Annotated in this window: 9 protein-coding genes and 1 tRNA gene; all 10 read right to left on the bottom strand. The window is 50.9% G+C overall.

Features of this window, described 5'->3' with window-relative positions; genetic code table 11:
* Positions 1–237: 237 nt before the first annotated feature.
* Positions 238–324, bottom strand: a tRNA-Leu gene (locus IEY46_RS06165).
* Between the two features lie 434 nt (positions 325–758).
* Positions 759–1,715 carry a glycosyltransferase family 4 protein gene (locus tag IEY46_RS06160; protein WP_188990122.1) on the bottom strand — a complete coding sequence of 319 codons (957 nt, stop codon included), beginning with the start codon at positions 1,713–1,715 and terminating at the stop codon, positions 759–761.
* A 221-nt stretch (positions 1,716–1,936) separates the two neighbouring features.
* Positions 1,937–2,461, bottom strand: coding sequence for an extracellular solute-binding protein (locus IEY46_RS06155; protein ID WP_188990120.1), 525 nt, complete (start codon positions 2,459–2,461; stop codon positions 1,937–1,939).
* Complete coding sequence (locus IEY46_RS06150) at positions 2,398–2,823, bottom strand: ABC transporter substrate-binding protein (RefSeq protein ID WP_188990118.1); 426 nt, start codon at positions 2,821–2,823, stop codon at positions 2,398–2,400. The genes IEY46_RS06155 and IEY46_RS06150 overlap by 64 nt, the downstream gene beginning before the upstream one ends.
* Positions 2,824–3,044: 221 nt before the next feature.
* Positions 3,045–5,852, bottom strand: a complete 2,808-nt coding sequence (locus IEY46_RS06145) for a DUF8487 domain-containing protein (protein ID WP_188990116.1) — start codon at positions 5,850–5,852, stop codon at positions 3,045–3,047.
* A 28-nt stretch (positions 5,853–5,880) separates the two neighbouring features.
* The gene (locus IEY46_RS06140; RefSeq protein ID WP_188990114.1) at positions 5,881–6,684 is read right to left on the bottom strand and encodes a carbohydrate ABC transporter permease; all 804 of its coding nucleotides are present in this window, start codon (positions 6,682–6,684) and stop codon (positions 5,881–5,883) included.
* Positions 6,681–7,604, bottom strand: a complete 924-nt coding sequence (locus IEY46_RS06135) for a carbohydrate ABC transporter permease (protein ID WP_188990112.1) — start codon at positions 7,602–7,604, stop codon at positions 6,681–6,683. The genes IEY46_RS06140 and IEY46_RS06135 overlap by 4 nt, the downstream gene beginning before the upstream one ends.
* A gap of 133 nt (positions 7,605–7,737) precedes the next feature.
* Positions 7,738–9,093 (bottom strand): ABC transporter substrate-binding protein, encoded by a 1,356-nt coding sequence (locus IEY46_RS06130; RefSeq protein WP_188990110.1) that lies wholly within the window; start codon positions 9,091–9,093, stop codon positions 7,738–7,740.
* Positions 9,094–9,235: 142 nt separating this feature from the next.
* Positions 9,236–10,993 (bottom strand): cache domain-containing sensor histidine kinase, encoded by a 1,758-nt coding sequence (locus IEY46_RS06125; RefSeq protein WP_188990107.1) that lies wholly within the window; start codon positions 10,991–10,993, stop codon positions 9,236–9,238.
* On the bottom strand, positions 10,977–12,539 hold the full coding sequence (locus IEY46_RS06120; protein ID WP_188990105.1) for a helix-turn-helix domain-containing protein: 1,563 nt from the start codon (positions 12,537–12,539) through the stop codon (positions 10,977–10,979). Before IEY46_RS06120 ends, IEY46_RS06125 begins: the two co-directional genes overlap by 17 nt.
* Position 12,540: the final 1 nt, after the last annotated feature.

Below are 12,540 nucleotides of genomic sequence, written 5' to 3'. Positions count from 1 at the left end.
AAATAGGAGAATAACATCAAAAATGGATTCCGGTCGAACACACTCGTACCAAGCGTAAGAGATAAAATGCTAAAGGCTGGCCTGACAAGTTTCTTGTCAAGCCAGCCTTTCACAAAGACAGTAAACAAGAACAAGGACCTACAACCCGGTCGAATAGGAAAACGTCGCAACATCATTAATCCATCATTAACAAGTACATAAAAACTCCAGAAATCTCTGGAGTTTGATTGTAAGGTATGGTGCGGTCAAGAGGACTCGAACCTCCACGATATTGCTACCACTGGCACCTGAAGCCAGCGCGTCTGCCAATTCCGCCATGACCGCGATTGGTGTTAAGGCATTTCATGCTCTAACATTGTATATACTACCATGGTTCACAAAGTTAGTCAAGGAATAGTGAAATATTTATATGCCTGCTTTCGATCCAATCTCTAATCGGCCCTTCAGAACTCAGGGTGATTCTCCGCCAGTCGAACTCCTGTCACAAGGGAGGTATTCGTCTGGCATCAGGTGATCGATCACCTTTTTTTCTCTGCCCCGCTGCACGCTGCCGTCTTTAATCAAAAAAAGGAAAATGGGATAATACGCTGAACCCCAACAAGCCTACGGCAAGAAAGGAGGGAATTAGGGTAAAGTACCCTCCATTATTACTGATACTCTATAAAAATAAAGAGAAACCCCTTCGTCTTAAAAAGACGGGGGTTTCTCGACAATCTGACACTGTTCAGATATAGAAGAGTGACTTTATAGGTACCTTATCACTGGATCAATAACAATATGATGGAAAACAGGCCTGTACAAATATTGATCAAATACAGAAACGATACGACCTGAACGGGTTTCATCCCGGTCTTCAGCAGTACATAATGCGCTTGCGACGCGTCTGCTTTATAGAAGGGTACGCCCTTCATCATGCGCCAAATGACAACACGAAGATTGTCGAGAATCGGGACGCTAAGCGCCAGAATCGGAATGAACAGGGACAGCACCGTCGCTTGCTTGAAAGCCCCGTTGAGCGCAATTACAGCGAGAATAAAACCGAGAAAGGTCGCACCGGCATCTCCCATGAACACCTTGGCAGGCGGCCGGTTGTAGCGCAGATACCCCAGCGAAGCGCCCACAAGAATGGCAGCCATCATGGCCGATTCGCTCTGCCCCATCACAAGTGCGACGACAAGCAGTGTTCCTCCCGATATGGCGGATAATCCACTGGCGAGTCCGTCAATGCCATCCGTAAAGTTGATGACGGTTGTGACGCCGAAGATCCACAGGACGGTGAAGAGAAACTGGAAAATTTCAGGAAGCATGTAATAGCTGCCGGTAAACGGGTTCTCAAATCCGCTGAACACGATTCCCGAGCTGTAGACCAGAATCGCTGCGCCCATCTGAACGACAAATTTCGGCAGCGAGGCAAATTCCTTGCCATGTGTCTTATACCAATCATCCACGAGGCCGATAATCAGGATAATCAGACCTCCGCCTAGGATCGCTCCCGTTTTGACCCAGTTGTCATGCACGAAAATCAGATATAAAAGGACAAAAGCCACATATATTGCAATACCTGCAGTCAAGGGAATCGGCTCACGGTGAATTTTACGTTCATTGTTGGTTTGGGGCTTGTCCACAAAACCAATCTTCAGCGCGAGCTTGCGCAAAGGCGGGATGAGAGCAATGACAATCGCAATGGCAAAAACAAATGCAACTATATAATTCATATAACGCTCCTTATCCTATCAAGTTTCCTTATCTGAAATTATATCATCCCCCGCCTTAATTGCAATCCTCCCCCGCAGCTTGGAAAAAAAGCACCAACAATAACCGTCAGGAAAGTTTCCTGACGGTTATTGTTTTTTCGACCTGATCCTGCTGCCGCTTGCCAGGACAACCGAATAGTCTTGAAGCTCCGGCGCGATATCGCTGACTGCCCCTTTTATTGTCATGAAGGATTGCTCGCTCCTGGCCCATATCCGCTGTACATCCTCTTGCGACCAAAAGGCCAAATAACGTTTGGCTGCATCGATCTGCCTGGAGTTCTTGTTAATCGTCCATGAAGTACCGACTGCTGCACATGCAACGACAGGCTCGCCGGCTTGTTTGCCGGCAACGGCATCATCGCGACCTGAATCTTCGGATTGGCAGCCAGAATGCCGCTTAGCGACCAATTGCCGTCAATATACATAGCCGCATTGCCGGTAGCGAAGGTTCGCATGGCCTGATACAGGCTGATGCCTGTACTCTTGTACGTCAAGTAGCCTTTCTCTTTCAAAGCAAACCACATCTCCGCCGCTGCCCTCCAGCCATCGGCGAATGTCATTTCTCCGGCATTAAGCTTCTTGTCGAAATCCGGTACCGCTTTATATGCCGTCGTTAGAGTGATTGCATACAAGGCGGCTAGCGTCATCCAGCCATCGTTGTTCCAATCGAAATCGGCGTAATGCCAGAAGCGTGTATAGCTTCGCAAGCGGTGATGAATTCTTCCCAGTTCCTGGGGAATTCCAGCTTCAGCTCAGCGAAAATTTCTTTGTTATAATAGACACCTAAAGCAGCCATGTCATTAGGTATTCCGTAAACGCTGTCATCAGATCGAAGACTGTTCAGCGAAGCCGGCGAAAAATTGGAAATCCAAACTTCATTGGATAAATCCAGCAAATAGCCTGCTTTGCCATAACCTACAACCTCCTTTAAGCCCGGGTGGAGCATAATGACATCTGAAGCGTCTCTGGCTGCCAGGCGGGTTTTAATAAAATCAGAAAACTGATTGCCCGGCATTCCCTCATAAGTGACCTTGATGCCGGGATTTTCTTTCATAAAACGTTCATTCAATTCGGTAGCGCCCCATAATATGTAAGCGCTTTATTCATCTGAATTATAACGCCGCAGGCCCAAAATAAACAGGCTTTAAATTACGGATTCATTCTCATTTTCTCTGTTTTTGCTAAAAGTAACGACCCGTAAGCAAAAAGAAAAACCCCATCTTAAAAAAACGGGGTTTCACGTTTATTTGACCATACGCAGTTCAGCAGCCTTCTGCAATGATTTTATGGCTAAATCACATCGTAGCTCACGCCGGCAATCGGAAACTGTGCGAGCAGCTCGGCTGCACTGATCCTGGCTGCCGGCGAGAATTTTTCACTCATCAAATAAGTAAATATTTCGTGGAACAAAAAGAGTGTCTCTGGCTTTTTGCATACATCCTCGTCCGTCAGCCGGAGCGTCGAAACGAACAGCTTTCCTGCTCCTACCCTGCATTCGAACACGGATGCCAGCCGTTTCATGCGGGCAAAATGATCGATGACCTCCACGATCGGCTCCACCGAAGGCATCGCATCCAGACTCACCGCTACAGAATGCTCGGTCATCCCGTACAGATGCCAATCGGTCTGCCCTTCATGCGGAAACCGGCCCAGTGCCGGATGCTCGTTAAGAATAAGTCCCATCGTCGTGCCCCTCTGATTGGGGAACCAGAGATAATTCCAGAAAATCGGCAGGTGGTGGATGGAGATGCTGTCCTGCAGCGCGTCCTTGGCGGGCATGAGCCAAACGCTGCCGCCATCATGCATAAATTGCAGCAACTCCTTGCTCATGCGGTCCGCGATAATAAGCTTCGTGCCAGCTTCCACTCTGTAGCTCAACCAGTGGATGCCGATCTGCTGACTGTATACGGCATCCTGGAGAAATGTGCGTACATTGTCGATATTCGTAAGGACCTGCCCTTTGTGCTCCTGCGGAAATACCCGCGGAAACACCCAGAAGCTCCATTCATTGGCATTGATCGCCCGCGAGCCATCGCTCAGCGCAACCGAGAATTTGATTTTCCCGGCTGTTCCTTCCGGCATCACAAAAGCAATCGGCTGAAGTCGGGTTGTCCGGCCCTTCTCGATCGAACCGGCTTCAGCAATTCCGCTGGCCAAAACCCCGTCCTGATCCGCAAAGCTCCAGTTAATAAGCGCTTCATCCAGTGTTCCACTGCCGTAGTGGGAAATTTCCAGCGCTAGCTTCGCTTGCTCACCTTCGAAGAAGGTCCTTCCTCCACTGCGCATCAGCAGTACCGTCTCCCCATTGAATGCGCGGACAGCTTCCGGTGTCGTGATCCCCTTCTCATCCCAGAACACATCCAGAAATCCGGTTGTCGCATGTCCCTGTCCGGGAAAATCGCGGATATCCAACAGTTGAATCCCTGCCAGATCCGGTGTCCGGCGCGCCCGCTCCATCGCCTCTTTGAGGCAATCCATGAGCAGAGAGCCGGTAATGCGCTGAAATTCGGGAAGCCGGCCTTCCCACTGCTTGTACTGCAGATTCTCATTGATATAGGACAGCCACGACGGCTCCAGAGCACCGGTGTATTTCTCCTCTTCCTGAGGTCTTACATACATAGTGAACTGGCCATGCTCATGAGCCAGCATCGGCTTGCTTCCAAGCCGGGTTACCGCTGCAAAATCCTGCGTCGTGTCCGGCGTTGCCGCGAAATCGGTATTGACCGGCGGATGCCAGTTCAAGGTCGGGATATAGAAATCCCCTTCCCGGTCACCTTCCGGCAGGTGGCCGAATCCGGTATTGTCCGTATACAAGCGGGTCGGATCGGTTTCGCGGGCTTCCCGAACCAGCTCATTAAGCTGCGCATGCCCTTCTTTGCCGATCAACTCATTGCCCATGGACAGCAGCACAAAGGAAGGATGCTCATTCAAGGCGCCAAGCAGCTCCTTCAGCTCCTGACGATAGAACGAATGAGCTTCGGAATCCGCATCGCGCGAGCGGGTGCGATAATGCCTGGACCACTGCGGCAGCTCCGTCTGCACCAGCATCCCTTCCTCATCCGCGGCCAGCCAGAAAGGCTTCGGCGGACTCCAGCCATGCAGCCTGACATGGTTAAAGCCATAGCTCCTGGCGATCCGGAACTGCCTGCGGTAAACTTCGATATCCCATACCGGATAACCGGTAAGCGGAAATACGCAGCAGTCCACATAACCGCGCAGAAAAACGGCCTCACCGTTGAGCATCAGCCTTGTACCGTCCGCTTTCATGTTTCGCAGTCCAAATCGCCGGGTTTGGGCATCTACAATCCGGCCTTCCCGCTTCAGGAAGACATCAGCCGTATACAGCTGCGGATTGGAATCACTCCATAATTCCGCTTCAAGGCCAAGTTCAAGCTCGACAGCCGCCGTCCCCTCTTCATCCGGCTGAGCAGCACCAATAACTGTAAGCCCGTTGTTCACTTTCACCCGGACTTCCACGGAGTAGAGGGCGGATTCCCCGGAAGCTGCGTTCCCGCCGAGCTTCGCGACAACGCCGATCTGCCTGCGCTCCGCATCCGGAGTGAGCGTAATCTCGCGCATGGAGACCCGGGGCACCGCTTCCAGCCGGACTCCTCCGGTAATGCCGCCCCAGTTCGTTGCGGTATGATAAGAATGGATGTGGGTCTCTTCCATTTCCATCCTCATTTCGTTATTAACACGGATGAGGAGCTCACAGCTGCCGCCAGCTTTAGCCTCTTCGCCGAGCTCGTAACAATGATCATTGACAAGGGATTGGCGCTGTCCAGCAGCCTGCCCATTCACCCATAGGGCTGTCTGCCAGTGGACGCCGGAGATAATCAGCCGAAAATGATAGTCCTCCAAATACTCAGGCAGGTCAATGACCGTACCGTACCAGGCCGTGCCGGTGTATTCCTTCTTCTTCTTCCATGTTCCAATCGGCTGGTGGGCGGACCGCTCTCCATAACCCTGCTCCTCCCAGGAGCCATGTACGCTGATACGCGATTCAAGCTGGTCGACCGCTGTGCTCTCCGCCTGCACCCGTTCACCGGGATCAAGCTGGAACCGCCACATGGGATCAATCGGGATTTCATGCGTCATTTGTGATTCCTCCTTCAATGGATAAGCGTCAGCCTTTCACAGCTCCGGCTGTAACGCCTTTAATAAAGTTTTTCGAGCCCAATACGAAAATAATCAGGAGCGGTATCGTTGTCATGGCAAGCGCAGCCATTCTTGCAGCGTAATCCGTCCGGTGCACGATACCAAGGTTGGAAACAAACACGGGAATGGTAAACCAGCGGCTGTCATTAATCGTGACCAGCGGCAGCAGATAGTTATTCCATGACCAGACAAATACCAGAATTGCCAGGGTACCCAGGCCGGATTTGATCAGCGGGAATGCGATCTGGAACAGGATGCGCGGCTCCGAGCAGCCGTCAATGCGGGCACATTCCATCACTTCATTGGGAATCGTATCCTGCATAAACTGCGACATGAAGAAAGCGCCGAAAGGAAACGCAAACCAGATCAGAATAATGGGCCACAACGTATTGCCAAGCCCCAGCACACGCATTTCCGTGATATAGCCGATGACACCGACTTGCGATGGAACCATCATGGTAACGACGATGAAATAATAGAGGGCCTTTTTCATGCGGAAATTATATTTGGCTATTGCAAAACCGATCAGCGCGCTGAACAGCACCGCAACAACAACGGAGCTGACCGACACGATCAGGCTGTTCGCATACACCTGCAGGAAATTCGATTTCAACACGGCCGTGAAGTTCTCCACCATATATTTTCCCGGCAGGAGCGGCAGCCCCTTGAACAAGTCTTCATTGTAATGGGTAGACATCACGATCATTAGATAGAATGGAAACAACGACAAGATCGTCAGGATGATCAGAAACGCACGAGAAATGATTTTCATTTTTTGTCCGCCTTTCCCGCTGTAACGCGATAGCTGATCAAAGAGAACAGAACAATAAATACAAACAGCGAATAAGCAATTGCCGATCCATAGCCCAGACGCGAATCGGAAATAAAGGTGTTGTCGACAAATTTCCAAATGACCGTCAACGCCGCATTGTCCGGTCCGCCTACGGAATTGGCGCTCCATCCCCCATAAAGCAGCTTCGGCTCATCGAAGAGCTGAAAGCCGGTAATAATGGTCGTTACGATAAGAAAGATCGAGATATTCTTAAGAAGCGGCAGCGTGATCTTGAAGAAGGTGTTCCTGCTGGAGGATCCGTCCATCTTCGCGGCTTCGTATACATCCTGTGGGATGGCGGTCATCCCCGCCAGGTAGATCGTCATGAAATAGCCGAAGTTTTTCCAAATGAACATTAGTGCAATGATGCATTGAGCGGTAAACGGAGTTTGCAGCCAGTAATAGGGCTCGCCGAGCAGCCCAAGCTTCAGCAGAATCTGATTGAGTATGCCGGATTGCCAATCGAACATATAAGAGAAAATAAATCCGATCGCCACTGGCGTTGTGATATAAGGGGTGAAAATTGCGGTTTGAAAAAAACGTTTGCCTTTCACAAGCTGAAAGGTCAAATTGGCCAGCAGCAGGCCGATCCCGATCGTGAGCGGAATGGCAAGCAGCATGATAATAATCGTATTCCATAACGATTTCCAGAAGAGCGGATCCCGAAGTAGCAGATCCGAATAGTTGCCGAAACCGATAAATTCCTTGTCCGATACGCCATTCCAGTCATACAAACTCAAGAAGAAGGAGTAAATAACCGGATACAGCTGAAAAGCCAGATAGCTCAGCACAAAAGGAAGTGCAAACAAATATGGCCATATTTGAATTTTGCGGGAGTATCCCGCGCTTGTATTTTTCATCCTAATCCCTCCATGATCCCGCCCCGAGAACTTCAATTTGGAACAAAAAAGGGCAGCCGCTTCTTCCGATCCCGCTCCCGATAAAAGGAAGCTTGAACGGGCGAACGGCTGCCCTGCTGTACAAGAAGGCGGTCTATTTTACCGTGACACCCTGTACTTTATTCTTGACCTCAGCAATATATTTTTGCAGCGCGGCGTCCGCCGTGATGGTCGCGTCCTTCGTAAACAGGGGATAAAGCATATTGAAGGTATTCACGACGAAGCTTTCGTATTTGGTCTGCGACTGACCTTTCATCTCAGGAACTACATTTTCGTAGAAATATTTCATCAAATTCTGGCCGCCGAAGAATTCATCGTATTCCGAACCTTTCTCGATCAAATCATTGTCTTCGTAGAAAGACTTGACGCCTGGCGGGAATCCAAATTTCTCGAACGATTTGCTTGTGCCTTCACGGGAGAGATAAACAAAATTCACATAGGCCCATGCCGCTTCTTTGGCTTTGCTGTCCTTGTATACACTGACCGATGTTCCGCCGACTGTCGTACCGCCGCCAGGAGCTTTCACCAATCCCCAGCGTCCCTTGCCTTCTTTGTCATTGGCTGCGACGGCCCATTTGGGACCCCACGGCGCAAGCGGGTAGAAGATCGTTTCGCCTTTGGCGAACGATGCGGACCAGGCCGGCGTATCAGTCTCCAGCTTGCCGAGAATACCCGCGTCACGCATGTTGAACAAGTCGGTAAGCGGCCCTTTGACCCGCGATGTCAGATCAATTTCCTTATCTTTGATGTAATCGCTTGCCGTCTGCCCGTAAAGGACACGGAACGCATCGCCAAGGCCCGACATCATGACGACTTTTCCTCCGCTTTTATCTTTGACTTCAATTCCTTTTTGAGTAAAAGCGTTCCAATCCTTCAACATGCCTTCAAGCAAAGCAGGATCGTCCGTACCGAGATATTCCTTGGCAAGATCGCGCCGGAAGGCAAGTCCTCCAGGTGTAATCTGCTGATCAACCGCAACCAGCTCGTCTTTGCTGTTGGACAGCAGCGGAATCAGATAGTCGAACAGCTGGCTTTTGTCCATATTGTATGGCGCTTCTTCAAGATTGGCCAATACGCCCAGGTCAAACAACTGGCCGCGGTAGGTCATTTCGCCGAGAATCACGTCCGGCACCTCAGAGCCGGATGCAATGCCGCTTTGCAGCTTCTGCAAATAATCCACATTATTGACAATGGAATATTCTACTTTGATATTGGGGTATACTTTGTTGAATTCCGGAATCATGTACTTTAGAAATGCTTCGTCCCAGTCCCATACTTTAATCGTGGCTTTCATGTTCTCGGGAGAAGTCGCTTCCCCATTCCCTCCGGATGCAGCCGGATCGTTTCCTCCTTCTGCATTGTTGCCGCCCCCGCAGCCTGTCAGCGCGACCGTCAAAGCCAGCAGCAGACTGGCCATAACCGTGCTGCGTTTTTTCAGCTTCAAACCCATTGTTGTTCCTCCTCATTTTTCTCTGGTTGTTTGACCGACACCCTTGTCAACGTTTACAACGTAAGTATAGCGGATGATCAGGAGGTCCTTACCGGGACATTCCGGGTATTTTGTTGAAAATTCGGGTGTGTTAGCCTTCTGCCTATAATTTAGCAGGCTGGAGAGGAATCCGGACGGTTACTCTCGTGCCCTGGCCAGGCCCGCTCGCAATCGTAAGGTCATAGTGTTTCCCGTAATGGTAATGAATCCGCTCTCTGATATTGGCAAGTCCAATGCCTTGGTTCTCGGAGGAAGACTTCTGTTTTCCCTGCATGGAGGCAAGCCGCTGCAGTTGTTCCGGCTGCATGCCTTTTCCGTTGTCGGCAATAGTCAGCTCCATGCTGTCGTCTGCACGCTGCGCGGATATCCGAATGTAGCCAAGCTCCGTCCGGTACTCCGAACATATCCCATGAAATAACGCATTCTCGATAATCGGCTGCAAAATCATTTTGGGCATCTGAGCTTGTTCCAGTCCTTCTTCAATCTCCCAAATGACCTGGAAGCGCTCCGGATAACGGATAGCCTGAATATCGATATACCGGTTGGCGATTCGGATCTCCTCCCCAAGCGTCGAGAAGAAAGCATGGTCGCCCCTGTGGATCGACTCCTGAAGCAGCCCGATGAGCGATCGCGTGATATCGACCGCCTCGCTGCTGCGGTTGGCATGGGAGAGGTATATGACGCTGTTGAGCGTGTTGTATATAAAATGGGGGTTGATCTGGGCCATCAGCAGCTTCACCTGCATGTCCCGCTTGGCTTCTTCATTCTCTACGGACAACTGCACATGCTCCTGAAGCTGCTTCACCATGCGGTTAAAACCATCTCCAAGAATCTCCAGCTCATCACCACTCTTAATGGAAACCTGGCTGCTAAGATCCCCCTCAGATACGCGCCTCATAGCCGAGACCATCCGCGATAGAGGACGGATCATTCTGGACACGAATGGAAGCATCAGCGACAAGGTCAGAATGAGGCTGAAGGTCAGTATCAGCACATAGAACACCAGAATGGATTTGAGCTTGGCAAACAGCTTGTCCTTGGAAATAACCGCGACCTGGACCCAGTCCTCCAGCATGGAACGATTGTAGATGTTCAGATAGTCCGCGTTCTCCTCCCATTCCGGCAGCTCTTGTCCGTCCTCCGGCAGTTGCAGCGCCTGCGCCGGAATTTCGCCTTTGTCGCTGTCATACAGCGTTTGTCCCAGCCGGTTGAGCAGCATGATCCGGTCGTAATTCCCCAGGCTTTGCTCCATCGTGCTCACAAGCTGGTTGTATTTGATATCGATGATTAATGTGTTGACAGCAGCCGGTTCCTCCTCACCGATCCGTTTATAGGGAACCACATAGCTGATCGCCGGATGGAGGCGGTTTACAAAATAGGACTCATGGGAAACAGAAAAACGCATACCGGAGTCGGGTACACGCATTTGACGGAACCAGGGCTGCTCCTGGTAAGAGGAGAAATACTCGGCATATCCGCTTTTATTGGAAAACACCTCGCCATCGGAACGAATGATGACGATGTTCATAATATAATCATTCAAAGCGGTAAATTTCTTCAGCCTCTCTTGGACATCCAGCTTGTGGAAATAAGATTCCTCCATGTCGAGCGGCGTTTCCTGTTGAATCAGATTCTGGATCTCCGAGTCGACAATGATATATTCGGCGATTTCCCTCGTCTGCTCCTGAATACGGCGGAGCTGCAGCGCATTCTGGGACAACTTGATCAGGCTGTCCTGAATCGACTGCTCACGGATAATCCGGGTCACATAATAATACGTGAAGAACCCGCTCAAGAGCAGCGAGATGCACAATATAATGGAGGTAACGCCAATAAGCTTGGTTCTAATCTTCGTTCTCATGCTGTGGTCCTCCACGCTTCACATACATCAGCGGGTTTACACCCACCGCTTTCCTGAATACCTGGCTAAAGTACTGGCTGTCCCGGTACCCTACTTTTTCGGCCACTTCGCTGATCCTGTATTTCTCGGACTGCAGCAGCTTCTTTGCTTCCCTGATCCGCACCTGGGTCAAATAATCCAGAGGGCTTGTTCCCGTCTCCTGCTTGAACATGCGGCGCAGCCTGTCCCCGCTGATTCCGACCTGCGCGGCAAGCTCCTCGATCGTCAACCCTTCGGCGTACCGGTCATCAATCGCCTGCAGTGTTTCCCTCACCTTACGCGAGTATCGTCCGTTAAGCAGCTTTCTGCAGTCAGTAACTGTTTCCCGGTAAAGACCTTGCAAATATTCGCTCATCTCCCGGAATGTATAATTCCCGCTGCCATGCTCAGCCGGCACGGGCAAATTACGCTCCGTCCGGAAAGCGAGAATAGCACTCAGCAGTTTATCGCCCAGCCAATAGACCGCTTTAAGATGGACTCTTCCGATCTCCAGCTCGAAAGCGTTGGCAATAAGCGCTTCACCCGTGTCCTCAAGGCGTTCCAGACCATGCAGGACCTGATTGACCCATTCCTTTGAATGCTCCATATCTCTGTCTTCTCCGAATAGAACCGAATCCGGATGCATCACACTCTCTCTGCCAAAGAAAGGCGTATAGGCGAATATGCGCTCATAAAGCGATAGAAGCTGACGCATGCCGTCAAGCCCGCATACATTCAGCGATACAACGGCTGACAAAGTTTCGCCGGTGGCTTTCCGAAAACGCTGCTGGAGGTCCCGTATAATGGACAGCGCCAGCGGCTGAAGCTGGGCATACCCATCCTTCTCCGCGACTGTGGCGACTATCGCCCATCGGCAAGGCTCCAGCTGGATCGTATCATAATTCAGGATTCCGTCGGCTGTCCCCACATCCGGGATCTGAAGCTGATTCGGCGCAGCATAAGAGTGTAATGCGGAAAAAGGGCCGACCGGCAGATCGACCCCTGCCAGTATCAGCAGAAACCGGCTCTTGGCATCCGCGTTCTCTGCCCAGAGCTGCTTTTGCTGCTCTGCAGGTCTGCTGCCCTTCATAAGCTCCTGAAACAATTGGCGGCGAATCAGTTTTCCTTTGCGTTCCTGCTGCTTAAGCTCCTCCTTCATCTGCTCCAGTACCACTGTCAGCTGGGAGCTGCTCAGCTCATGCTTGACCAGATAATCGGAAATGCCGAGCTTCAGCGCTTCTTTGGCATAATCGAACTCCTTGTAGGAGGTGAGCAGCACAATCTTCGTGCCGCCCGCCTCCTTCAATAGAGCTTTGCTGAGAGCCAGTCCATCCATGCCCGGCATCTTGATATCCGCAAATATAATGTCTGCGCGCAGCTTCCGGTGAAGCTCCACTGCCTGCTGAGGATAAGTGGTCTCGGCAATGATTTCGAAACCCAACTCGCGCCAGGGAACAAGATGCTTCAAATGCTCCAGAGCCAGCGGCTCGTCATCCACCAGCATAACCTTTATGAATGCCGTATTCATC

This window comes from Paenibacillus nasutitermitis (assembly GCF_014641075.1).
GTDB classification, from domain to species: domain Bacteria; phylum Bacillota; class Bacilli; order Paenibacillales; family Paenibacillaceae; genus Paenibacillus_Z; species Paenibacillus_Z nasutitermitis.
Note: the sequence above shows the minus strand (reverse complement) of the source record. Positions and strands in the feature narration are given on the sequence as shown.